24 protein-coding genes and 4 pseudogenes are annotated in these 22,301 nt (G+C 66.3%); 13 read left to right on the top strand and 15 right to left on the bottom strand.

Annotation, left to right across the window (positions count from 1 at the left end; all coding sequences use genetic code 11):
- Positions 1-206 precede the first annotated feature (206 nt).
- Positions 207-1,313, top strand: coding sequence for a serine hydrolase domain-containing protein (locus tag AC27KI_RS08185; RefSeq protein ID WP_487113381.1), 1,107 nt, complete (start codon positions 207-209; stop codon positions 1,311-1,313).
- A gap of 89 nt (positions 1,314-1,402) precedes the next feature.
- On the opposite strand, the gene AC27KI_RS08180 is transcribed toward AC27KI_RS08185, so the two are convergent.
- Entirely contained in the window at positions 1,403-2,986 is a 1,584-nt protein-coding gene (locus AC27KI_RS08180; RefSeq protein WP_487113379.1) for a methyl-accepting chemotaxis protein, read from the bottom strand.
- Positions 2,987-3,146: 160 nt separating this feature from the next.
- Positions 3,147-3,947: an IclR family transcriptional regulator domain-containing protein gene (locus AC27KI_RS08175; RefSeq protein WP_487113377.1), complete on the bottom strand. Its 801-nt coding sequence runs from the start codon at positions 3,945-3,947 to the stop codon at positions 3,147-3,149.
- Between the two features lie 109 nt (positions 3,948-4,056).
- Here AC27KI_RS08175 and AC27KI_RS08170 point away from each other — a divergent pair, with 109 nt between their 5' ends.
- The 11 genes and pseudogenes from AC27KI_RS08170 (at position 4,057) to AC27KI_RS08120 (ending at position 12,623) form a co-directional block, all read left to right on the top strand.
- Entirely contained in the window at positions 4,057-4,758 is a 702-nt protein-coding gene (locus AC27KI_RS08170) for a 3-oxoacid CoA-transferase subunit A (protein ID WP_317356271.1), read from the top strand.
- A 29-nt stretch (positions 4,759-4,787) separates the two neighbouring features.
- Positions 4,788-5,441, top strand: coding sequence for a 3-oxoacid CoA-transferase subunit B (locus tag AC27KI_RS08165; RefSeq protein WP_487113375.1), 654 nt, complete (start codon positions 4,788-4,790; stop codon positions 5,439-5,441).
- A 49-nt stretch (positions 5,442-5,490) separates the two neighbouring features.
- A complete protein-coding gene (pcaF, locus tag AC27KI_RS08160; RefSeq protein ID WP_284393323.1) occupies positions 5,491-6,693 on the top strand; it encodes a 3-oxoadipyl-CoA thiolase in 1,203 nt (400 codons plus the stop codon).
- Between the two features lie 34 nt (positions 6,694-6,727).
- Positions 6,728-7,360 carry an alpha/beta fold hydrolase gene (locus AC27KI_RS08155; protein ID WP_487113373.1) on the top strand — a complete coding sequence of 211 codons (633 nt, stop codon included), beginning with the start codon at positions 6,728-6,730 and terminating at the stop codon, positions 7,358-7,360.
- Positions 7,345-7,521: an alpha/beta fold hydrolase gene (locus AC27KI_RS08150; protein WP_487113371.1), complete on the top strand. Its 177-nt coding sequence runs from the start codon at positions 7,345-7,347 to the stop codon at positions 7,519-7,521. Before AC27KI_RS08155 ends, AC27KI_RS08150 begins: the two co-directional genes overlap by 16 nt.
- A gap of 30 nt (positions 7,522-7,551) precedes the next feature.
- A complete protein-coding gene (locus AC27KI_RS08145) occupies positions 7,552-8,619 on the top strand; it encodes a cyclase family protein (RefSeq protein ID WP_284405378.1) in 1,068 nt (355 codons plus the stop codon).
- Between the two features lie 113 nt (positions 8,620-8,732).
- Positions 8,733-9,029, top strand: coding sequence for a YciI family protein (locus AC27KI_RS08140; protein ID WP_284393330.1), 297 nt, complete (start codon positions 8,733-8,735; stop codon positions 9,027-9,029).
- Positions 9,030-9,071: 42 nt separating this feature from the next.
- Positions 9,072-9,796: pseudogene (locus AC27KI_RS08135) on the top strand (SDR family oxidoreductase).
- Positions 9,797-9,849: 53 nt separating this feature from the next.
- Complete coding sequence (locus AC27KI_RS08130) at positions 9,850-11,184, top strand: short-chain fatty acid transporter (protein ID WP_272565053.1); 1,335 nt, start codon at positions 9,850-9,852, stop codon at positions 11,182-11,184.
- Positions 11,185-11,242: 58 nt separating this feature from the next.
- Positions 11,243-11,527, top strand: coding sequence for a muconolactone Delta-isomerase (gene catC / locus AC27KI_RS08125; protein WP_272565052.1), 285 nt, complete (start codon positions 11,243-11,245; stop codon positions 11,525-11,527).
- A gap of 88 nt (positions 11,528-11,615) precedes the next feature.
- Positions 11,616-12,623: a tripartite tricarboxylate transporter substrate binding protein gene (locus AC27KI_RS08120; protein WP_487113369.1), complete on the top strand. Its 1,008-nt coding sequence runs from the start codon at positions 11,616-11,618 to the stop codon at positions 12,621-12,623.
- Positions 12,624-12,723: 100 nt separating this feature from the next.
- Here AC27KI_RS08120 and AC27KI_RS08115 read toward each other — a convergent pair whose 3' ends face one another.
- From AC27KI_RS08115 to AC27KI_RS08060, 12 genes and pseudogenes are all read right to left on the bottom strand, one after another.
- Positions 12,724-14,004: a type II toxin-antitoxin system HipA family toxin gene (locus tag AC27KI_RS08115; protein ID WP_487089488.1), complete on the bottom strand. Its 1,281-nt coding sequence runs from the start codon at positions 14,002-14,004 to the stop codon at positions 12,724-12,726.
- Positions 14,001-14,123: a hypothetical protein gene (locus AC27KI_RS08110; RefSeq protein WP_284427022.1), complete on the bottom strand. Its 123-nt coding sequence runs from the start codon at positions 14,121-14,123 to the stop codon at positions 14,001-14,003. The genes AC27KI_RS08115 and AC27KI_RS08110 overlap by 4 nt, the downstream gene beginning before the upstream one ends.
- Before the next feature lie 113 nt (positions 14,124-14,236).
- On the bottom strand, positions 14,237-14,623 hold the full coding sequence (locus AC27KI_RS08105; RefSeq protein ID WP_487113367.1) for a helix-turn-helix transcriptional regulator: 387 nt from the start codon (positions 14,621-14,623) through the stop codon (positions 14,237-14,239).
- Positions 14,624-14,909: 286 nt separating this feature from the next.
- Complete coding sequence (locus AC27KI_RS08100; protein ID WP_487089486.1) at positions 14,910-17,093, bottom strand: TonB-dependent siderophore receptor; 2,184 nt, start codon at positions 17,091-17,093, stop codon at positions 14,910-14,912.
- Positions 17,094-17,460: 367 nt separating this feature from the next.
- Positions 17,461-17,652, bottom strand: coding sequence for a hypothetical protein (locus AC27KI_RS08095; protein WP_487113365.1), 192 nt, complete (start codon positions 17,650-17,652; stop codon positions 17,461-17,463).
- Positions 17,649-18,203 (bottom strand): hypothetical protein, encoded by a 555-nt coding sequence (locus tag AC27KI_RS08090; protein WP_284405386.1) that lies wholly within the window; start codon positions 18,201-18,203, stop codon positions 17,649-17,651. The genes AC27KI_RS08095 and AC27KI_RS08090 overlap by 4 nt, the downstream gene beginning before the upstream one ends.
- 189 nt (positions 18,204-18,392) lie before the next feature.
- Positions 18,393-18,677, bottom strand: coding sequence for a phage virion morphogenesis family protein (locus AC27KI_RS08085; protein ID WP_487089485.1), 285 nt, complete (start codon positions 18,675-18,677; stop codon positions 18,393-18,395).
- A 162-nt stretch (positions 18,678-18,839) separates the two neighbouring features.
- Entirely contained in the window at positions 18,840-18,998 is a 159-nt protein-coding gene (locus AC27KI_RS08080) for a transglycosylase SLT domain-containing protein (protein WP_487089490.1), read from the bottom strand.
- Positions 18,999-19,325: 327 nt separating this feature from the next.
- Positions 19,326-19,454, bottom strand: coding sequence for a putative holin (locus AC27KI_RS08075; protein WP_487113383.1), 129 nt, complete (start codon positions 19,452-19,454; stop codon positions 19,326-19,328).
- A 164-nt stretch (positions 19,455-19,618) separates the two neighbouring features.
- Positions 19,619-20,245 carry a hypothetical protein gene (locus AC27KI_RS08070; RefSeq protein ID WP_487089483.1) on the bottom strand — a complete coding sequence of 209 codons (627 nt, stop codon included), beginning with the start codon at positions 20,243-20,245 and terminating at the stop codon, positions 19,619-19,621.
- Positions 20,246-20,264: 19 nt separating this feature from the next.
- Positions 20,265-21,079 (bottom strand): annotated as a pseudogene (locus tag AC27KI_RS08065) (DUF4747 family protein).
- 252 nt (positions 21,080-21,331) lie between these two features.
- The gene (locus AC27KI_RS08060; RefSeq protein ID WP_487113363.1) at positions 21,332-21,682 is read right to left on the bottom strand and encodes a hypothetical protein; all 351 of its coding nucleotides are present in this window, start codon (positions 21,680-21,682) and stop codon (positions 21,332-21,334) included.
- 15 nt (positions 21,683-21,697) lie between these two features.
- Between AC27KI_RS08060 and AC27KI_RS08055 the strand changes: the two are divergent.
- Positions 21,698-21,775, top strand: a pseudogene (locus AC27KI_RS08055) (DNA-binding protein HU); the annotation flags it as partial.
- Between the two features lie 165 nt (positions 21,776-21,940).
- Here the strand turns inward: AC27KI_RS08055 and AC27KI_RS08050 are convergent.
- Positions 21,941-22,301 (bottom strand): annotated as a pseudogene (locus AC27KI_RS08050) (SWIM zinc finger family protein); the annotation flags it as partial.

Below are 22,301 nucleotides of genomic sequence, written 5' to 3'. Positions count from 1 at the left end.
CAGCGCAATCAGTACTAGGGCATATCGCTATTTAATTGATAGCATTTCCCGGGCCGATCTGCACCGGCCCGGCGGTTTCGGTTCCTGGCGCCGGCAGGAACCGTTGAACCCATTCCGCGCCCCACCACGCTGCCCCTTCCATTCCATTCCATTCCATTCCATTCCATTCCATTCCATTCCATTCCATTCCATTCCATTCCATGCCGATGCTTTTGCGAACCCTGTGCGGCGCGGCCCTGCTGCTGCTCGCCAGCGCGTGCACGTCCGTCCCACCGGCTTCGACGGCGCCCGTGCCCGCCGCCTTTCCCGGCGCATCATGGGAGCCCCAGCCCGTCGCGGAGCAGGGGCCGGCCTGCCGCCGCGGTCTCGCAGCCGCCGGCGACTACCTTCGCACCCTGGACACGACCGCCCTGATGGCGGTGCAGGACGGCCGGGTGCTGTTCGCGTACGGCCCGGTGGAGGCGGTCAGCATCGTGTTTTCGGTGCGCAAGAGCGTGCTGTCGATGCTGTACGGCCCGCCCGTGGCGGACGGCACCATCGACCTCGACCGCACGCTGGCGGACCTGGGCATCGACGACACGGGCGGCCTGCTGCCGATCGAGCGGCAGGCGACATTGCGTGACCTGCTCACCGCGCGTTCGGGCGTCTACCATGCGGCCGCCAACGGGGGCGACGACGCGGCGGCTGCGCCGGCGCGCGGCTCTCAGGTGCCGGGCCGCTATTTCCTCTACAACAACTGGGACTTCAACGCGGCCGGCACCGCCTTCGAGCGCATGACGGGGCGCAGCATCTACCAGGCCTTCGCAGACGATCTGGCCGCGCCGCTGCAGCTGCAGGACTTCGACCCGGCGCGGCATGTGCGCAGCGGCGATGCCCGGCGGTCGGAGCACCTGGCCTATCCCTTCTTCCTGTCCACGCGCGACATGGCGCGGCTGGGCCACCTGATGCTGCAGCAGGGCCGCTGGCGCGGGCGGCAGATCATTCCCGCGGACTGGGTGGCGCGGATCACGCAGCAGACGACGCCGGCCTCGCAGATGCACCCGGCGCACACCGCGCGGCGCGGCTTCGGGTACGGCTATCTGTGGTGGCTGCTGCAGGAGCCGCCGGACTCGCCCCTGGCAGGCGCCTACATGGCCTGGGGCGTGCACGGCCAGTACATCCTGGTGGTGCCGAAACGGCAGATGGTGATCGCGCACAAGCGCCAGGTGCCGGTGGCGGGCGACTGGAACGTCAGCTGGGTCGGTCCGAAGGCGTTCCTGCACGCTGCCCGCCTGCTGGCGGCCGCGCCCTGCCGGGCCGGCGAGGCGCCCTGACCGGTCCGCGCTGCCGCCGGGGTCGGCAGGGAGGGCAGGAAAGCGTCGAAAAAAAATGCCACCAGCGCAATCAGTACTAGGGCATATTGCTATCGAATTTGTAGCGTACCGCCCGGCTGCACCATCGCATCCCCAGCCCCCAGCCGAAACACCCCCGCCGCCCGAACCAGCTCTTCCGCCTGCGCCCGCAGGCTGTTCGCCGCGGCGGCCATCTCCTCCACCAGCGCGGCGTTCTGCTGGGTGGCCTGGTCCATCTGCACCACGGCTTCGCCGACCTGGGCGACGCCATCGCTCTGCTCGCGGCTGGCCGCGCTGATCTCGCCCACGATGGCGGTCACCCGGCGGATGGAGGTCACCACCTCCTGCATGGTGGCACCGGCCTGGTCCACCAGGGCCGTGCCCTGTTCCACGCGCTCCACGCTGGCGCTGATGAGGTTCTTGATTTCCTTGGCGGCATCGGCCGAGCGTCCGGCCAGGCTGCGCACCTCGCTGGCCACCACGGCGAAGCCGCGCCCCTGCTCGCCCGCGCGGGCGGCTTCCACGGCGGCGTTGAGCGCCAGGATGTTGGTCTGGAAGGCGATGCTGTCGATCACGGAGATGATGTCCGAGATCTTGCGCGAGCTGTCGTTGATGCCCTTCATGGTGTCCACCACCTGGTTGACCACCTCGCCACCCTTCACCGCGACGTCGCTCGCATCCTGCGCGAGTTGGTTGGCCTGGCGGGCGTTGTCGGCGTTCTGGCGCACGGTGCTGCCCAGCTCCTCCATGGACGCGGCCGTCTCTTCCAGGGCCGAGGCCTGCTGCTCGGTGCGCTGGCTCAGGTCATTGTTGCCCTGGGCGATCTCCGCGCTGGCGGTGGCCACGCTCTCGGCATTGCCGCGCACGGTGCCCACGGTCTGCACCAGGTTGCTCTGCATGCGCTGCAGGGCAGTCAGCAGGGCACCGGTTTCGTCCCTGGATTGGGAAACGATCGGCACGCTCAGGTTGCCGTCGGCCACGCGGTCGGCGGCGTCCACGGCGTCCTGCAAGGGGGCCGTGACGGAACGCGTGATGAAGAAAGCGCAGACCGCACCGATCAGCGCGGCGATGAGCGCCACCACCCAGACGATCGTGCGGGCGGTGAGGTAAGCGGCGTGGGCTGCGGCGCCGCCGTCCTGCATGTTCTTTTCCTGCAGGTCCACCATCTTCTTCAGGGTGGCCAGGAAGGTGCCCTGAATGGCGTAGCGGGGGCCGAACAGCAGTTGCTGGCCCTCCTCGTTCTTGTTCTGCACGCCGAGGGCGCCCACATCCTGGCTGAATGCGATGAAGGCTGCGCTCTGGGTCTTGATGTCCTGGATGAGCGCGCGTTCTTCTGCGGTGTCGGCCAGTTTTTCCAGCGTGCCGATGAGCGTGCCCATCGATGCGACGTTCTTGTCCAGCGCCGCCTTGTTGGGCACCATGGCTTTTTCATCGGCCAGGATGATGAGGTTGCGTACCACGCGTGCCGTGTCCATGGTGAGGTAGGACAGCTGCTGGCTGGCCGCGGCCTTGGGGTACAGGTCGGTGATGAGTTGCTGCGAGGCTTCGTCCTGGTCGGCGAGGCGGAACAGGCTCATGCCGGTGATGATTGCCATGAGCAGGAGCACCACGCCGAAGCCGAGGCCCAGGCGCACGCCCAGTTTGAGATTTTTCATGGAAGGGACTTCTGGAAATGACCGATTGGAGAGATGGCAACAGCAAGCTGCCTATTTGTCATTAATCGTAACCACTAATTGCCAGGGGCCCTGGGCGCCGCCTGTTTTTTTGGCGGCTGTGCCGGCCGGCTGTGGGAAAAATTCCACAGCGGCCGGCGTGTCAGCGGCGGGTGCCCAGCGTGCGCGAAATGGCTTCGGCGGCCTTGAGCAGGGCCGGCAGCAACTCGGTCTGCATCATCTCGGCGCTGGTCCGGTTGGCCTGCCCGCTGATGTTGAGTGCCGCCACCGTTTCCCCCGCCCGGTTGCGCAGCGGTGCGGCGACCGAGATCAGGCCCTCTTCCAGTTCCTGGTTGATCAGGCACCAGCCCTGCGCCCGGGCCTGGCGCACGGCGGCGAGCAGGGCGTCGTCGTCCAGCAGGGTGTGAGGCGTGAGCCGCTGGCGCGGCACCCTCGGCAGCAGGGCGACCACGTCGGCATCGGGCTGGCCGGCCAGCAGCACGCGGCCCATCGACGTCCAGAAGGCGGGCAGGCGCGAGCCCACGCCCAGGTTGGTGCTCATGATCTTGTGGGTGTGCACGCGCAGCACGTAGACGATGTCGCTGCCGTCCAGCACGGCGGCCGAGCAGGATTCGTGCACCTGATCCACCAGCGCTTCCATCGTCGGCTCGGCCAGATCCCAGATCGGCATGGACGACAGGTAGGCAAAGCCCAGGTCCAGGATGCGCGGGGTCAGCCGGAACAGCCGCCCATCGCTTTCCACATACCCCAGCGTCTGCAAGGTGAGCAGGATGCGCCGCGCCCCGGCGCGCGTGAGGCCCGTGCGGGCGGCCACCTCGCTCAGCGTCTGCTGCGGCGCGGTGGCGCTGAACGAGCGGATCACCTCCAGCCCACGGGCGAACGACTGCACATAGCTGTCGCCCGGCCTAGGGTTATCACCAGTCTCCGCGGGGGTATCGCTCATAAGCATTTGGTCCTAAAATTCATTATACGAACATTTGTTCTATATGCGAACAAACATCCCGCCGCTGAGGCGGGACCCGAATTCTCACCTTTAGGCTTCTCCTTTCCCCATGATCAACAAGATTGCGGATTCCGTGGCCCAGGCCCTGTCGGGCATCCAGGATGGCGCCACCGTGCTGATCGGCGGCTTCGGCACCGCCGGCATTCCCGGCGAACTGATCGACGGGCTGATCGATCAGGGCGCGCGCGACCTCACCGTGGTGAACAACAACGCCGGCAACGCCGATGCGGGCCTGGCCGCGCTGCTCAAGGCTGGGCGGGTGCGCAAGATCATCTGCAGCTTTCCGCGCCAGGTGGACAGCCACGTGTTCGACGGCCTGTACCGGTCCGGCCAGCTGGAGCTGGAACTGGTGCCCCAGGGCAACCTGGCCGAGCGCCTGCGGGCGGCCGGGGCCGGCATCGGTGCCTTCTTCTGCCCCACGGGCTACGGCACGGAGCTGGCCAAGGGCAAGGAGACGCGCGAGATCGGCGGCAAGCAGTACGTGCTGGAGTACCCCATCCAGGGCGACGTGGCGCTGATCAAGGCCGAGCGGGGCGACCGCTGGGGCAACCTCACCTACCGCATGTCCGCCCGCAACTTCGGCCCCGTCATGGCCACCGCCGCGCGGCGCACCGTGGCCACGGTGCACGAGGTGGTGGAGCTGGGCGCGCTCGACCCCGAGTCCATCGTCACGCCCGGCATCTACGTGAGCCACGTGGTGCGGATCGACCGCGTGGCCACGCAGGCCGGCGGCTTCAAGAAGTCAGCATGAAAATGGCCCCCAGCGCAACAGGAGCTAGCGTGAGCAGCTATCAAAAAATAAGCAAAGACGAACTGGCCGCCCGCGTGGCGCAGGACATCCACGACGGTGCCTACGTCAACCTGGGCATCGGCCAGCCCACGCTGGTGGCCAACCACATTCCGCCGGGCCGCGAAGTCATCCTGCAAAGCGAGAACGGCATCCTGGGCATGGGCCCGGCGCCGACCGCGGGCGACGAGGACTACGACCTCATCAACGCCGGCAAGCAGCCCGTGACGCTGCTGGCGGGCGGTGCGTACTTCCACCATGCCGACAGCTTCGCCATGATGCGCGGCGGCCACCTGGACATCTGCGTGCTGGGCGCCTTCCAGGTCAGCGCCACGGGCGACCTGGCCAACTGGAGCACGGGCGAGCCCGGCGCCATCCCCGCCGTGGGCGGCGCCATGGACCTGGCCATCGGTGCCAAGCAGACCTGGGTGATGATGGACCTGCTCACCAAGCAGGGCCAGTCCAAGGTCGTGCCCCAATGCACCTACCCGCTGACCGGCATCGGCTGCGTCAAGCGCATCTACAGCGACCTGGCCACGCTGGCCTGCACGCCCGAGGGCCTGGTGCTCATCGATGCCGTGCCGGGCCTCGACCATGCCGAACTCGAACGCCTCGTGGGCCTGCCCATCCGGCCATCGCACGCCTGACACCGGCCGCCACGGCGCCTTCCCGACCAACACCCTGGAGACAAAGACCATGACGCAAGCCTTCATCTGCGACGCCATCCGCACGCCCTTCGGCCGCTACGGCGGTGCCCTGTCCAGCGTGCGCACCGACGATTTGGGCGCCATCCCGCTCAAGGCGCTGATGGCCCGCAACCCGAACGTGGACTGGGCCGCCGTGGTGGACGTGCTCTACGGCTGCGCCAACCAGGCCGGCGAAGACAACCGCAACGTCGCCCGCATGTCCGCGCTGCTGGCCGGCCTGCCGATCGACGTGCCCGGCGCCACCATCAACCGCCTGTGCGGCTCGGGCCTGGACGCCGTGGGCACGGCCGCGCGCGCCATCAAGTCCGGCGAAGCGGGCCTGATGATCGCCGGCGGAGTGGAGAGCATGAGCCGCGCCCCCTTCGTGATGCCGAAGGCCGAAACCGCCTTCAGCCGCGCCAATGCGGTGTACGACACCACCATCGGCTGGCGCTTCGTCAACAAGCTCATGAAGGCGCAGTACGGTGTGGATTCGATGCCCGAGACGGCCGAGAACGTGGCCGACGACTACGGCATCGAGCGCGAAGCGCAGGACCGCATGGCCCTCGCCAGCCAGCGCAAGGCCGTGGCCGCCCAGCAGGCCGGCCATCTGGCACGCGAGATCACGCCCGTGCAGGTGCCGCAGAAGAAGGGCGAGCCCGTCACCGTGGACAAGGACGAGCACCCGCGCGAGACCAGCCTGGAAGCGCTGGCCAAGCTCAAGCCCGTGGTGCGCGAAGGCGGCACGGTGACGGCCGGCAACGCCAGCGGCGTGAACGACGGCGCCTGCGCGCTGCTGCTGGCCGATGAGGCGAGCGCCGCCCGGCACGGCCTCACGCCGAAGGCCCGCGTGGTCGGCATGGCCACGGCCGGCGTGGCCCCGCGCGTGATGGGCATCGGTCCCGCGCCGGCCACGCAGAAGGTGTTGCAGCTGACGGGCCTCACGCTCGATCAGCTCGATGTGATCGAACTCAACGAGGCCTTCGCCGCGCAAGGCATCGCTGTGCTGCGCCAACTGGGCCTGCAGGACGACGACGCGCGCGTGAACGCCTGGGGCGGCGCCATCGCGCTGGGCCATCCGCTGGGCGCCAGCGGCGCGCGCCTGGCCACCACGGCCGTGAACCGCCTGCATGCCACGGGGGGGCGCTACGCGCTGGCCACCATGTGCATCGGCGTGGGGCAGGGCATCGCCGTGGTGCTTGAACGCGTCTGATCGGCCCGCTGCCAAACCCCAGGAAATCAAGCCCGTGTCCACCGCCACCCTCCATACCCCCGCCGGCGCCTTCCGCGTGCGCCTCGACGGTCCCGAAGGCGCACCCGTGCTGGTGCTGTCCAACTCCCTGGGCACCACCCTGGAGATGTGGGACGCGCAAGCCGCGCGCTTCGCCACGACGCACCGCGTGCTGCGCTACGACACGCGCGGCCACGGCGCGAGCGTGGCCTCGCCCGGCCCGTACACGGTCGACCAGCTGGGCAGTGACGTGCTGGCGCTGCTCGATGCGCTGGACATCGAGCGCGCCAGCTTCTGCGGCATCTCGATGGGCGGCCTCACCGGCCTGTGGCTGGGCGTGAATGCCCCCGCGCGGCTGAACCACCTGGTGGTGGCCAACAGCGCCGCGAAGATCGGCACGGCCGAGGGCTGGACATCGCGCGCCGCGCTGGTCCGCGAGAAGGGCACGGCGGCCATGGCCGAGCTGGCCGCATCGTCGCCCAGCCGCTGGTTCACCGATGCCTTCGTGGCTGCGCAGCCGCCGTGGTGCAGCGCGCCCAGGGCTGGATCGCCGGCATTGCCCCCGAGGGCTATGCCGCCTGCTGCGAGGCCCTGGCCCAGGCCGACCTGCGCAGCGCCATCCGTGCCATCAGCGTGCCCACGCTGCTGATCGCCGGCAGCGCCGACCCGGTGACCACGCTGGCCGATGCGCAGGCCATGCAGGCCATCATCGCGGGCGCGCAGCTGGCGCAGGTGCCGGCCTCGCACCTGTCCAACCTGGAAGCGCCGGCCGCGTTCGACGCCGCGCTGGCCGCTTTCCTGGCGCGCTGAGCCGCGGTCACGAAGAGAGACCGAGACCGCATGGACCCGCAGCCCACCAACCCCCGCTGGCAGCACCGGCCCGCCGGATCCACCTGGGGCGACTTCGGCCCCCATGACCAACTGGGCCGCCTGAACCTGCTCACGCCCGAAAAGGTGCGCCAGGGCGTGGCCGAAGTGCAAGAGGGCCTGGCCTTCGCGCTGAGCCTGCCGCTGGACTATCCCGGCGGCAATGCCCTCAACCCCAATCGCCAGCCGCCCGTGCTGCGGCCGCTGCTGCGCAAGGGGCTGGTCAACTTCAACTGCCTGCTGGGTGCGCTGGAGCCGGGCCGCACCGACGTGCTGTCGGACGACCTGGCCATCCTGCACCTGCAGTACTCCACGCAGTGGGATGGCCTGGCGCACGCGGGCTCGATGTTCGACGCCAATGGCGACGGCCTGCCCGAAGCGCTGTACTACAACGGCTATGCCGCCGGCCGCGACATCGTGGGCCCGGACGACGTGCGCGATGCCGGCGTGCCCGCCGCGCCGGGCGCGGCCACCAGCACCTCGGCCGCGCATGCGCTGGGCATCGAGGGCATGGCCCGCACGGGCGTGCAGGGCCGCGGCGTGATGATCGATCTGCGCGCGCACCTGGGCGATGCCCGCACCGTGGTCGGCTACGACACGCTGATGCGCGTGCTGGAGGCCGACGGTGTGGCGGTGGAGCCGGGCGACATCGTCTGCCTGCACACGGGCTTTGCCGACGTGGTGCTGGGCATGCGCAGGCACCCCGATCCGGCCGTGCTGGCGGATAGCTGCGCCGTGCTGGACGGGCGCGACGACAGGCTGCTGCAGTGGATCACCGACAGCCAGCTCGCCGCCATCGCCGCCGACAACTACGCCGTCGAGGCCTTCCCCGCCAAGGCGGGCCCGGCCTGCTGCGCCGCGCTGCCGCTGCACGAGCACTGCCTGTTCAAGCTGGGCGTGCACCTGGGCGAGCTGTGGCACCTGACGCCGCTGGCCGCGTGGCTGCGTGCGCGCCACCGCTCGCGATTCCTGCTGACGGCGCCGCCGTTGAATTTGCCCGGGGCCATCGCCTCGCCCGTGACGCCGGTCGCCACCGTCTGAAGCCCTGACCGTCACCCCGTTCCGCGCAGTGCGCACTGCGCGGAAATCCATCCCCTGAAGCCGGTTGACCGGCGTTTGCAATGTGCCGGACTGCCGTGCACACGGAGACTGTTGTGCCTTTCATCATCGAGACCTTCGACAAACCCGATCACCAGCACGTGCGCCAGGCCACGCGGGCCGCGCACCTGGCGTTCCTCGACCAGCACAAGGCCCTGCTGCTGGCCTGCGGCGCCAAGCTGGCCGACGACGGCAAGGATCTGGGGGGCGGCCTGTACGTGGTGGCGCTCGATTCGCGCGAAGAGGCGCAGCGCTTCATCGAATCCGACCCGTTCCACGCCGCGGGCCTGTTCGAGCGCGTCACGCTCACGCGCTGGCGCAAGGCCTACGTCGATGGACAGAGCTACCTGTAAACCCCACGCGCCCCTGCATTCCCTGATGAAGAAAGACCTTCCATGACCACTGCACCCGCACGCGAGCGCGTTCTCATCACCGGCGGCGCGCCGGCATCGGCGCGGCGACGGCCGAGCGCTGCCGCGCCGACGGCTACGAGCCCGTCATCATCGACCGCGCGATCGCCCACGTGCCCGGCGGCATCCAGGCCGACCTGTCCGACACCGCCGACACCGCGCGGGCCCTGCAGCAAGCGCTGGCGGGCGGGCCCATCACGCGCCTGGTCAACAACGTGGGCATCGTGGTGCCTGCCGAAGCCGCGGATCAGACGCTGGAGCAATTCGACCTCGCCGTGGCGCTGAACCTGCGCTGCGCGCTGCAGTGCATGCAGGCGCTGCTGCCGGGCATGCAGGCGGCGGGCTTCGGGCGCATCGTGAACATGTCCTCGCGCGCCGCATTGGGCAAGGAGCTGCGCACCGCGTATTCGGCCACCAAGGCCGGCCTGATCGGCATGACGCGCGTGTGGGCGCTGGAGCTGGGCCGCCACGGCGTGACGGCCAACGCCATCGGCCCCGGCCCCATCCGCACCGAGCTGTTCGACCGCGCCAACCCGCCCGATGCGCCGCGCACCAAGGCCATCATCGACTCGGTGCCCGTCAAGCGCGTGGGCACGCCGGACGACGTGGCGCATGCCGTGTCCTATCTGCTCGATGCGCGCAGCGGCTTCGTCACCGGACAGGTCTTGTACGTCTGCGGTGGCATGACCGTGGGCGTGGCCGGGGTCTAGCGCTTCCTCCTCGCGTTTTCTCAAAACCTCACAACACCAAAGAGACAATTTCCATGTCGAAAATCACCGCCTTCTTCACCGAACTGATGCGGCGCTACCTGCCCGATCCGTTCGTCTTCGCGATCATGCTCACGCTGCTGACCATGGCGCTTGCCTTCGGGGTGGAAAATCGCCCCATCAACGCCGTGGTGCAGGACTGGGGCAAGGGCTTCTGGAGCCTGCTGGCCTTCACCACGCAGATGGCGGTGATCCTGGTGATGGGCTACGTGCTGGCGGCCGCGCCCATCGTGGACCGCTTTCTCGACCGCATCGCCTCGCACGTGCACACGCCGCGCCAGGCCATCATCGTCGCCACCATCGTGGGCTGCGTGGGCAGCTACCTCAACTGGGGCTTCGGCCTGGTGATCGGCGGCATCATGGCGCGCAAGCTGGCGCTCAAGGTCAAGGGCGTGCACTACCCGCTCATCATCGCGGCGGCATACACGGGCTTCACCATGTACAGCCTGGGTTTTTCGGCCACCATCCCCGTGCTCATCTCCACCAAGGGCCACGCGTTCGAAAGCACCATGGGGCTGATCCCGCTCACGCAGACGATCTTCTCCGCGCCCATCCTGCTGACCAGCCTGGCCGTGCTGATCGCGCTGCCGCTGCTCAACGCCACCATGCACCCCAAGAAGGGCGAGCCGGTCGTGGAACTGGACCCGGCCACCGTGGCCGACACCAAGCCCGCCAGTGCCGAACACCTGCTGGGCGACGAGAAGACGCTGGCCTGGCGCCTGAACAACAGCCGCGTGCTGAGCCTGCTGATCGGCCTGTGCGGCATGGCGTACGTGGCCATGCACTTCATCCAGGGCGGCAATCTCGACCTGAACATGATCAACTTCTTCATCCTGTTCCTCGGGGTGCTGCTGCTGGGCACACCGATGAAGTACGTGGAGAAGGTCAATGAAGGCGTGAAGACCATCGGCGGGATCATCCTGCAGTTCCCGTTCTACGCCGGCATCATGGCCATCATGCATGGCTCGGGCCTGGTGGAGTCCATCGCGCACGTGTTCGTGAGCGTCTCCACCGCCGACACGCTGCCGCTGTGGGGCCTGGTGAGTTCGTTCGTCATCAACTTCTTCGCGCCTTCGGGCGGCGGGCACTGGGTGCTGCAGGGCCCGTTCATGATCAACGCGGCCACCACGCTGGGCGCCTCGCAGGCGCAGACCGCCATGTCGGTGATGCTGGGCAACGGCTGGAACGATCTGGTGCAGCCGTTCTGGATCCTGCCGGCGCTGGCGCTGTCCAAGCTCAAGCTGAAAGACATCATGGGCTACACGGTGGTCTCCATGCTGCTGGTCGGCGCGATCTATGCCGTGACCATGCTGGTCTGGCCGCACCTGTGACCGCAGGCGCCTCTCTTTTCTTCCCTTTCCATCCCTTTTCGTTTTCAAGGAGCAACCGATGCTGTTCATGGCTGAAATGACGGTGAACATCCCGTCCACGCTGGCCCCCGAAGTGGCTGACGAAATCAAGCGCAAGGAGAAGGAATATTCGCAGCAGCTGCAGCAGGGCGGGAAGTGGCGCCACCTGTGGCGCGTCGTCGGCGAATACGCCAACGTGAGCATCTTCGACGTCGCCAGCAATGACGAGCTGCACACGATCCTGAGCGGCCTGCCGCTGTTTCCCTACATGCAGATCAAGGTGACGCCGCTGGCCAACCACCCGTCGTCCATCGTGCAGGAATAACGGCGTTGGCCGCTGCGCCCCGCTGGCGGGCGCCGCACCCGCCACGCGCCCCGCTTTTCATCCCCATAAAGAGATCCGAGGAAACAACATGACTTCCGTCCGCCCAAGCCTTCGCTTCGCCGCCCATCGCCGCACCCTGCTGGCCGCCGCCCTGGCCGTGGCCGCCACCGCTGCGGTGCCCACCGCGTTCGCGCAGGCGTTTCCCAACAAGCCCGTCACCATCATCGTGCCCTTTGCAGCCGGCGGCACCACCGACATCCTGGCGCGCGTGATCGGCCAGGGCCTGTCCGCCGAGTTGGGCCAGTCGGTGGTGGTGGACAACCGCGCCGGCGCCGGCGGCAACATCGGCGGCCAGATGGCCGCGCGTGCGCCGGCCGACGGCTACACGCTCTTCATGGGCACGGTGGGCACGCACGCCATCAACGCCGCGCTCTACAAGAAGATGCCGTTCGATCCGGTGAAGGACTTCGCGCCGCTCACGCGCGTGGCCAACGTGCCCAACCTGCTGGTGGCCAACCCCAACCAGCCCTACAAGACGGTGCAGGAGCTGATCGCCTATGCCAAGGCCAACCCCGGCAAGGTGAACTTCGGCTCGTCCGGCAGCGGCAGCTCCATCCACCTGTCGGGCGAGCTGTTCAAGAGCATGGCCAAGGTGGACATGCAGCACGTGCCGTACAAGGGCAGCGCCCCGGCCGTGACCGACCTGCTGGGCAACCAGATCGGCATCATGTTCGACAACATGCCCTCGGCCATCCAGCACGTGCGCTCGGGCAAGCTGCGCCCCATCGCCGTGACCACGGCCAAGCGCTCGCCCGAGCTGCCCGACGTGCCCACCATCGCCGAAGCCGGCGTGCCGGGCTACGAGGCCACGTCGTGGTTCGGCATGTTCGCGCCCGCCGGCACGCCTGCGCCCATCGTGGCGCAATTGAACAAGGCCTTGGTCAAGGTGCTGTCGCAGCCCGAGACGAAGAAGAAACTGGCCGACCAGGGCGCCGAGCCGGTGAGCGAGACGCCCGAGCAGTTCGCCGCCTTCATCCAGGCCGAAAGCGCCAAGTGGGGCAAGGTGGTGAAGGAGTCCGGCGCCAGCGTGGATTGATTTGCTATATTTTTGATAGCTATATGCCCTAGTGGAATTTGCGCTGGTGGCATTTTTCATGCCGGTGCCGACCGCTTGAATCGCAGGCGCCGGCGCCGACTCAGCAGAACGCCTGGCGCTGCGCCTTGAGCGCATCGCGGTCGATGCTGGCGTGCAGCAGTGCCATGTCGTTCGCGTCCACGCCGTGGCCGGCAAAGTGCTGCGGCCACTGGTCCACGGTGCGTGCCACGGCCTGGATGAGCTCGATGGCCCGGGCGCGCGGGATGCCGAACTCGCTCAGGTCCGTCAGCGCGTTGTCCAACGTGGATTCGGCGCCGTGCCGGCCGACCACCATGGCCTGGTAGCCCATGTTCTGCAGGGTGGGCACCACGTCGAACGCGGGCGACAGCTCGTAGTACCCGTCCCAGCCCAGCCGCAGGCAGTGGTTGCGTTCGTGGTCGTCCGTGTTGTCCATGAGGATGTTGAACACCATGCGCTGGAACAGCTCTTCGCGCTGGGCTTTCTGCCGGTCCGGATGGGCCTGGCGCCGCAGCACGGTGGCCAGCGCCCCGTAGCTTTCCGCAAGGCCCGCCGCCGCCAGCGCCGTCCGGGCCGAGAGGCAATGCACCCGCAGGGTCTGCCCGCCGATGTCGAGCCGGTCGAAGCGCTCGATGGTCAGCGCATGGCGCCGCTTGCCGTGCGCGTGCCGCGAGGGCAGGGGCAGCACGCCGGTGGTGGCCACGTGGATGCCGGCCTGCGCCGCCAGCGTCATGGTGGCGTGTTCGATCAGCGGCGTGTCCACGGCGTCGTCCCATTCGCTGAACTTGACCACGCAGGGGCCTTTGTCGGTCTGCAGCAGCGCCTTGGGCCGTGCGCCGCCCAGCGTGACGCCGGGCTGCACCAGGCGCTGGATGTCCGGCGTGATGGGTGCTTGCGTCTGCACGTCTTCCACGGCCTGCGCCAGCGAGGCCAGATCGCGCAGCTGCGGATAGGGCCCGATGCGCCGGGGCACGTAGCGCTCGGCGGAGGTGGAGATGCCCAAGGCACCGAAACGGTCGTCCCCGGCGAACAGCAGCATCTCCAAAATCGACAGGCGCGCGGGCCGGTCGATGTGGCGGATGATGCGTTCGCCCCACCGGTCGGGCCGCGCGTCGTCGATGGCGCCGGGGGCGGTGTCCTTGTGCCCTGCGCTGAAGGTCTGGCCCGCGATGAGCGGCAGGTCTTCGCTCAGCGCGAATTCCCACCAGTCCGCGGCGTAGGTGAAGGTGGCGCAGTTGGGCACCAGCGGCGACAGGGCCACGGAGCCTGTCAGCACGGGGGCGGCCGGGTTGACCAGGGTCCAGACGCAGAGCGTGTCCTGCGGCGCGTAGGTACGGGGCGTGACCCCTCCTGGCAGCGTCATGGCCGCTCTTTCTTGATGCCGGCGATCAGGGCGGCCAGGCCTGAAGCGGCATTGGGCAGAAATCGCTCAGCTCGCCGTTTTTCTTCAGCGAAATCCCGCAGGGCTTTTTCGATCTCCACTTTCCTGTCCGGCACAGGAACGCCGCGCAAGGCTTCTCTGGACGATGCGGATGGCCGGTTCGCCACCCGGGGGGGCGAATGGGGAGCCCCGCTGTCGGGCGCAGCGCCTGCCTTCAAGGTGGAGGGGGGCGCTTTGCACGGCCTTGGGCCGCCGCTTTCCTGCCCCTGTCTTCTTGCTTGGCCGGAGACCGGGGTTTGGGGCGTGCTCTCGCCACTTCGCGCTCCAGCGAGGCGAGATCGTTCTGCGGGGCAACCAGATCGGCCAGCCCCTGCGCCTGATTGATGAGCCACAGGCACATGACATACGACGCCATCGCCACGGAGGGATCGCCCCGCTCGATGCGGGCCATGGTCGGCTGCGACACACCCAGCCGCTGGGCCCACTGCGCCTGCGTTTCCCTGCGGCGCTTGCGGGCGATGACGATGTTCTGCGCCAATTGCTCGATCTGCTGCAGTACGGCCTGGGGATAGTCTGCGGGAGGGGTGTTCTGTCTCGGCATTCATAGATGTTAGTGAAAATGGCTAAAAATAGAAACCTATGAATCAATGGCTTGGCCGGGGATCAGGGCAAAATAGTCAAAAAATTCGCATAGATAGACGATTAATGAGAAAAAATAAATATCTATGAATAAATGGAGGCAAGCAGCGATTGGTCCATAGCGATGCCGGCCCACGAATGGAGCGCGAGCCGGCGGTTCGAGGGGCAGGGACAGGGCACGGCGCGGGCGGCGGCCAGTTCCCATGCGGGCGGCGGGCAATAACGCCCTTCCGCCGGTGTCCATGTCTTCAGAAGAAGTACGTCAGTCCCACGCTGAAGCTGCGCGGCAGGGCGGGCGACACCACGTTGGCGTTGATCGCGCCGTCGTAGTAGGCCTTGTCGAACACGTTCTTCACGCCCGCGGTAATGCGGTAGTTGGAGCCGGCATAGCCGATCGACAGGTCCGCCACGGTGTAGGCGGGCAGGGTGAAGGGGTACGAGCCGACCTGCTCGCTCACGTAACGGGCGCCGGCGCCCAGGGTGATCTGCGGCATCTGCGGCAGCTTGTAGGTGGCCCACAGGGCCAGCGTGTGGCGCGGCGTGAGGTTCAGCGGCAGGCCCACGATGGCGGCGTTGTTGTCGCGTGTGACCTTCGTGTCGGTATAGGTGTAGGCGCCCGTCAGCTTCAGGCTGCGCAGCAGTTCGGCGCCCACTTCCAGCTCCAGCCCGCGCGCGCGCTGCTCGCCGGTCTGCACGCTGAAGCCGGTGTTGGCCGGGTCGGCCGTGGTGACGTTGCGACGCTTGAGGTCGAAGAGCGCCAGCGCCCCGGTGAGCCCGCCGCCGGGCGCCTCGTACTTCAGGCCCGCTTCCCATTGCTTGCCGGTCTCCGGCGCGAAGGGCGAGCCGCCGAAGCTGGTTCCCGACACAGGCAGGAACGATTCGCCGTAGCTGGTGTAGGCGGCCCATCCGGGCGTGAACTCGTACACCAGCCCGGCCGACAGGGTGGTGGCGGAATCCTTCTGGCGCGTCTGCCGGTTGGCCAGGCGGTCATCGATCTGGTTGTCCGACCAGTCGCGGCGCAGTCCGACCAGGGCCGTCCATTGCGGGTTGAACTTGATCTGGTCCTGCGCGTACAGGCCCATCACGCTGAGCTTTTCAGGCGCGTTGCTGGTGTAGGCGGCCGGGCAGGTGGTGGCCGCGCCATACACCGGATTGAACAGGTCGAGCGCGCCGATGGTGCAGCGCCGCTGGCCTTGCCAGCTGTGGCTGGTGCGCGCGTCCAGCCCGGTCACCAGGCGGTGCTGCACGCCCAGGGCGGCAAACTGCGACAGCAGCGAGGTGTCGGTGGCCAGCATGTCGTCATCCAGGTACTGGCGTGTGGCCTGCCGGTTCTGCAGGCGCTGATTGGACTGCAGCGCCAGGTTGGAGACGAAGTTGCCGTTGCCCTTCTCGGACTCGTAGCGCACGTTCTGGCGCAGCGTCATCTGCGGCGAGAAGCGGTGCTCCAGCGCGTAGCCGACCGAGGTGCTTTCGATGTCGTAGCCGCCGAAGCTCGGGTCGCCCGTGTACAGCGTGGTCCGCACGGGACCGTTGCGGTTGGGCAGCACCGTGCCGTAGGGCGTGATGCCCTGCTGGCGCATCCAGTTGCTCTGGCTGTAGGTGGCGAACAGCACCAGATCGGTCTGCGCGCCCAGGTCCAGCGACAGCGAGGGCGCGATCCAGCGGTCGCGGCGATAGACGAAGTCGGTCGGATCGTCGCTGTTCGAGACCTGGGCGTTGATGCGGAACGCCGCCTTGCCCGACTCGTTCAGCGGGCGGTTGATGTCGGCCTGCAAGGTGCGCTGGCCGAAGCTGCCCACCTCCACGCCCACTTCGCTCAAAGCATCGCGCTTGGGCCGCTTGCTGATGGCGTTGACGATGCCGCCGGGCTGCACCTGGCCGTACAGCACCGAGGCCGCGCCCTTGAGCACCTCGAAGCGCTCGTAGCCGTAGGGCGTGAGGCGCGTCCACATGCCGGGGCTTTGCACCAGGCCGTCGATGAGGATGGATTCGGTGGAGCGAAAGCCCCGGATGTTGATGTCGTCGAAGCCGCGCCGCCCGAAGTTGACCGGGCTCACGCCGGCCACGGTCTGCAGCGCCTGCTGCAGGTTGGCGATCTGGCGCGACTCCATCTGCTCGCGCGTGACGACGCTCACCGACTGCGGGGTTTCCAGCCGGCGCATGGGTGCCTTGCCGGCCGTCTGGGCTTCCACCGGGGCGAAGCCCACGTCCTTTTCCGTGCTGGCGTTGATGCGCACCTCCTGCAGTTGCGGCGTCGCGTCCGCGCTGGCCTGGGCCATGGCGGCCTGCGACAGGCACAGCGCCAGCGGCGTGAGTGCGCAGCGGCACAGGGTGCGTGCGGGGGAACGGGCCAGCGAAGGGCTCAGAAAAAGGCGCAGGAAAGCAGTGGCGTGGGCAGGCGAGTGCGCCGCGTCGGAACGGGTGTGGACCATGGAAATGCGGGAGAGGGAAGAGGCGAGGAGTAGGCAGCCAGACCAAGCGACGAGAAAGTGGATCAATTCTAATAAGAATAATTATCATTCAAATTAATATGGAGGCTGCCGAACCGGAAAGAGGCGCCAGGCGGGCACTTCCTCAGGGCGCACTTCGCCCGAACGAAACTCACCGGTATGGCGAAAACTGGACCCGGCGCATCAGCCCATCGCCTCCCGCCGCCTGCACGGAAAAGATGCAGGCGGCGATGACTACGGCGCTACGGAGGGTGTTGGGGAAATGCGTGTAGCCATGGTCGGCGGCGGCGGGCTTGGCGTCGTGGGAACCAGGACCTATTTGAGGCGCGCGGCCGTAGCGGTAGCCGCGCTACGGCGTCCGGTCGTCATCGCCCTTGGCATGCCTGTCTTCATGGTCACCAAGGAATTGGTTGCAGAGCACGTAGGGAATGAGCGAGGGAACCATCCACCACCACGAATGGAAATAGGTGAGAGCCCAGCAGGTCCAGGCGAAGACGGCACTGAACCAGCGGGCGTAGAAAGAGAATCCGCGAGACTTCATTTCGCGATCTTGAGGCCGCGACCGCCCCAGCGCACATAGACCAAGTAAGGCAGGATGCGCACCGTGCCAGCCGGTGTGGGCAGATGAATGGGCACTGTTGCCACCTCCTTGATCATCATGTTCAATGGCGGACCCAATCTCGCCATGTACACGCCTGGGCCAAAAACCCCATTCGCTCCAGCCCGGCTCGCGTGGATGACGCCAGTTCGTGCGATGCCAGCCGCCCCCGCCGTCGTCGTGAAGTGGATAAGGTGCTTTGGCAGTGCCGCGAACCCGTAACCCGCCGCGCCTAGCACGGTGGCGGTGGTCGGCGCCACATCCGGCGTCCAGAGCGCCGCGAACACACCGGGCACATGCGCCAGCGGAGCGAACGAATTGTCCGAGGTAGTGGCAACGTTCGCCCAATACTGCGCCGCCTCATCCGCCGCCAGGGTGGATTGGCGATAGAACTGGCGCAGCTTGAACATGAGATGGCTGATGGTACCCGCGTCGGAAACTTCCACGGGCGTGCCGCATCCTTCGCGGCGGCAGGTAAGGGCAATGTCGGGCATGGGCGTTCTTTTTATGCAAAGGCCGCGGGAACATCCCCGCGGCGCACCGGCCTCCCGCCAGCGCTCGGCATTACCGCCGTGCTACCTTGCGCGACCCTTACAACGTCACCGCAAATTTGTTGTGATTGGCAACCCCCTCAATCGTCGGCCCGCGCGCCCCTAACCGCAAACCTGCCGAGCCTGGGTTGGCTACACCAAACGCTCCAGGCTGCGCTCCATAACCCACTCGCGGATGATCTCGCGAATCTCCGCATCGTCCGCCGCACTGAGACCCAAGTACAGCCTAGCCGGCATCTTGACCTTGTGCGCCGGGATCGCTAACGCCCTCACCGTCGCGGTCTTGTGCTTCTTGCCCGCAAACAACACCGTGCCCGCCACGCTTCGATAGCGCACTGTGGTGGCGCGCTCGGGCTGGTCGATCTTGCCGCAGAACTGGTGGATCGCGCCGTACTTCGCGTTGGTGCTGACCGCCACAGTTGTTGTCATCCACCAGCAGCATCACGGGCCAAGCGCTTGGCCTCGCGTTCCAATAGGACGCCGTCCTTGGCCGCCATAGCCAGCAGGCAGTCCACAGCCAAAAACTAGGAATGCCATGCTCGCAGCCCGGGCCCCAGTCCAGGTAGCGCGGCTGCAGGACTACCAGGACGCGGTGCGGCTAAAGGGCTGATTTGCGCGCAGCGCAGGGTCAGTGGTTGAAATCCACCTCAACGTGGCCGGCATGAACTGCGCCAGACCGGCCGCTCCGACGTGCGAGGCAGCGCCCGCGCGCCAGGCGCTTTCCCTTTCCTGATGCACTTGAGCGGTGAACACGGCCACCGGAGCATCCAGGCCCCATACCGCATGCGCCGAGCGGATGAGCAGGGAGCGGTGTTTGCTGCGCTGCCGTGGGCGCCTGGGCTTTTGCAACAGAGGAGATAGCCGACAGGGCGAAAATTCACAGCGCAGCAGTAAAAGCGCAGAACAAGGCCACGACCCTTGCGCAACAAGTACTGCCACATGGTCACAGGCCCGACGCCACGCCGAGGACCACAAATCCGACCGCCATGGCGGTGATGTACACATGCTGGTCTCCCGGCACTACGCGGTAGTCCACGTCCCGAGAGGTTTGTCCATGCCCAGCCATCAATCCTGGTAAAGGAAGCCGTCGGGGCGCGTAGAGGAAAGCACACGGTCGAGCCAATAACCCAGCACTGCCGTCAGCACAATGAGTGCGGCCTTGTATAGCACCACAGGCAACTGGGCCAGACACACCAACGCGATCAGCGCTAGCAGAAGCACCGCCACCAGCAGGAACAGGCTATTACGCGGCGCGTAGCCAAAGAGGGATGACGTGTTTCACAGGCACTGCTTGCAAGACGATGATGGAAAGCCATCAGTCTTCCTGCGAAGGGGGCCGTGTATTGAGAGCCAGAACCTTAATCCTTTTGCTGCCCGGTGGAGCCTCTTGCGGATTGCGCTTGCGATACTCCGAGATGTTTCCGAAACTGCGAGTACATCATTGCAATGCGAAACACATGCATAGTTGCGGCAACTACAGACGTCAAGGCGTAGAGAAAAAATCCATAGCCAAATACGCCGCCAAGGGCATTCATCCAGGGGAGCCAGTCACGGATTGGATCCATCGCAGGGGTATAAAACCACCAGGCTTTTGCCACAACGGCGCTAAGAAGCGCCAAGGCCTGCACCAGAATGAAATGCACGAACGTCGCGCAAAGACCCAGATACATGGTAGGCAAGGTTTCCCCACCTGAGTCTTGCGGGTCAGGATCAGCAAGCAAGGATCGGAACTTCTCGTCGCCGAAGCCAATGAAGATGGCAAATCCGCCGAGAGTGAAGCCTAGAACGTTGGGAAGTACTGAGAGATTCTGATCCCACCAAGCCGTGCAGCTTCCACCTGGAGCACATATAGGTGACCACCAAGTATTCCAAGTGAGCGCAAGAAGGACCAGGGAAAGGTGCATGTATGGCGAGCGCACCAAAGCACGGAGGCCACCATAGGCAACCCAGTACGCTTTGAAGACATGGGAAACGCTGCGATACATAAAGTGCTCATCCTATTGGCTACTGATTTTTGGCCCTTTTAATCAATTCCCTGATCGTCTCTTTTGCCTCGGAGAAGCGCATAAACACGCGCTTAGGTTTTTTCGCTGTAGTCACCTCGATAGGGGTGCCGTGCTCATCCACTCCCACGCTTGTCACCCGGCCGTTACGAGCAGCAACCTCAGCTTCTGCTAGAAGTTGCGGATCTGGTTGCAGGCGATCAACCCTTTTGCCGTCAGTACTTCTTGTCGAGATTGCACATTCAGCCCTGCTAGGCGCTGTTCAAATCTGGCTGCCAAGTCACCCACATCGTCAGGGTTGGGACGCTTGAACGTTAGCTCGACACGATGCAGCCCCGGAACGTTGAAGACCTCCTCCAAGGCATCTTCGTCAGGCAGCGCTGTAACGTCAACCTGTGGAAACTGCTGGTCCGCAACCACGTGATCAAACAGTGTTTGCAAATACTTCTCTACTATCCCCGGCGCAAGCACTCCTGACTTGTCCTTGGAGACGTACCAAAGTTCGTGCTCCCGCGGGAAAAAAATGAAGGGGATCTTCTGCATATGCGCCAGAAGATGCCGAGGAATACTGATCTGCTGTACCTCTTTCTCAGTAGCTTGCTTGCGTGTGACCGTGTTGAACCACGGTTCGTTCGCGTCGACTTTAACGAAGCGGTAGATCTCGCCCGAGAGCTCGTTAGTTTGAACAGCATCTCCAATGCCATAAAGACTCCCCAAGATCAGCCCGTGAATTTCTCCTTGAGCGTAGAGCTTGTGTACGTCATAAGCCGAACTGAAAAGTTCGACGTAGCGCTCCCGGCTATGTGGACGATGCATCGCAATATTCATCGCACTTACCACTACTGTTCTTGCTCTTTGTGCCACTTTACTTGTCCTCCGAGTTATTCGATTTAATCGTCACGGGCCATTATGCAAAGAGTTCGCACAAGAGCGCCGGAACCTCTCAGTGGAGGGCATCGCCGACCGCATGGACGTGACTCATGACAGCCTCTACAAGTGGCTCGGCACCGGCCGCATGCCGGCCATCCTGATGGCCGGCATGCGGACTGGCCTGCGGTTGTCACTACGTTACCGATTGGTACACCGCGGCAGCGGGGCGCCTGTCCATTCCCATGTCCGTGCCCGGTATCGGGTTGGCGCAGTAGGCTTGGTCCAAGCGAACGCAGCACCGTTGAGCTGGTCTACGTTTTCCACGGATTCGAACCGCAGTCGGCTCTCGAACTGCGTCTCCTCGATGTTGTTGCGGTTCTCCACGCAGCCCTTGGCGCGGCTGTTTCCAACCTCATCGGTGATGTGTTTCGCTTCCAGCACATCCAGCCGCGAGCGAACTGCCGCCGACGTGTTGGCACTGCTGTCCCACAGCAGATGGCACGGCGCGCCCTGGAACGGCCGGCCTGCCTGCAATCCTCGCGCGAACATTGAAATCCGAAGACGGGCAAGGCCCTTAAGATCAAGGCCAGCGAGGGGCCGAAGTTCACCGCGAGCAAGCCGCTGAAGGATGTGCTGAACTGAGCCAGCCGGCTTTCTGCTGCCCCTGCTGGGAGCAGTGGTAAGCCACCTGGACCCAAGTCACGACGACAAAGCAAAAACCTTCCGCCGATGTCGGCCGCGCGGCGTGCGTGCCCTGATGCGCTGGCACCCACTTGCAGGGGCCGCCCGCGCGGTCTTGCCGCCGCCCTAGCCGCCGCTTTGTGCCTGCAACAGCAGTGCCAGCGTGGAGAGCGCGGCCAGCAGCGGTGCGCGGTCGGCCGAGCGCAGGTGCTCGCCCAGGCTTTCGAGCAGCTCTGCGCTGCGGTCCAGGCCGCCTTGCCGTAGCTTCCGCGCCTGCGACTGCGCGCGTGCGTCCAGCCCGCCTGGCTGGTGGCGCAGGCCCTGGCGCAGCCACTGGGCCAGCGATTGCAGGGTTTCGTCGAGCAGGGCCTGCACGGGTGTGGGTGCATCGGCGCAGGTGCGCAGCGCCAGCGGCTGGGCGGCTGGCGGCTCGATCTGCGGCACCACGGCGCGCTGGTGGGTGAGCAGGGCCAGCGGCTGCATGACC

It is taken from the genome of Acidovorax sp. KPB24-03 (assembly GCF_057546605.1).
Note: the sequence above shows the minus strand (reverse complement) of the source record. Positions and strands in the feature narration are given on the sequence as shown.

Coding starts and splice junctions, on each gene's coding strand:
- AC27KI_RS08185 (WP_487113381.1), top strand. CDS start 207: ATGCTTTTGCGAACCCTGTGCGGCGCGGCCCTGCTGCTGCTCGCCAGC.
- AC27KI_RS08180 (WP_487113379.1), bottom strand. CDS start 2,986: ATGAAAAATCTCAAACTGGGCGTGCGCCTGGGCCTCGGCTTCGGCGTG.
- AC27KI_RS08175 (WP_487113377.1), bottom strand. CDS start 3,947: ATGAGCGATACCCCCGCGGAGACTGGTGATAACCCTAGGCCGGGCGAC.
- AC27KI_RS08170 (WP_317356271.1), top strand. CDS start 4,057: ATGATCAACAAGATTGCGGATTCCGTGGCCCAGGCCCTGTCGGGCATC.
- pcaF (WP_284393323.1), top strand. CDS start 5,491: ATGACGCAAGCCTTCATCTGCGACGCCATCCGCACGCCCTTCGGCCGC.
- AC27KI_RS08145 (WP_284405378.1), top strand. CDS start 7,552: ATGGACCCGCAGCCCACCAACCCCCGCTGGCAGCACCGGCCCGCCGGA.
- AC27KI_RS08130 (WP_272565053.1), top strand. CDS start 9,850: ATGTCGAAAATCACCGCCTTCTTCACCGAACTGATGCGGCGCTACCTG.
- catC (WP_272565052.1), top strand. CDS start 11,243: ATGCTGTTCATGGCTGAAATGACGGTGAACATCCCGTCCACGCTGGCC.
- AC27KI_RS08120 (WP_487113369.1), top strand. CDS start 11,616: ATGACTTCCGTCCGCCCAAGCCTTCGCTTCGCCGCCCATCGCCGCACC.
- AC27KI_RS08115 (WP_487089488.1), bottom strand. CDS start 14,004: ATGACGCTGCCAGGAGGGGTCACGCCCCGTACCTACGCGCCGCAGGAC.
- AC27KI_RS08105 (WP_487113367.1), bottom strand. CDS start 14,623: ATGCCGAGACAGAACACCCCTCCCGCAGACTATCCCCAGGCCGTACTG.
- AC27KI_RS08100 (WP_487089486.1), bottom strand. CDS start 17,093: ATGGTCCACACCCGTTCCGACGCGGCGCACTCGCCTGCCCACGCCACT.
- AC27KI_RS08095 (WP_487113365.1), bottom strand. CDS start 17,652: ATGAAGTCTCGCGGATTCTCTTTCTACGCCCGCTGGTTCAGTGCCGTC.
- AC27KI_RS08090 (WP_284405386.1), bottom strand. CDS start 18,203: ATGCCCGACATTGCCCTTACCTGCCGCCGCGAAGGATGCGGCACGCCC.
- AC27KI_RS08070 (WP_487089483.1), bottom strand. CDS start 20,245: ATGTATCGCAGCGTTTCCCATGTCTTCAAAGCGTACTGGGTTGCCTAT.
- AC27KI_RS08060 (WP_487113363.1), bottom strand. CDS start 21,682: ATGTTCGCGCGAGGATTGCAGGCAGGCCGGCCGTTCCAGGGCGCGCCG.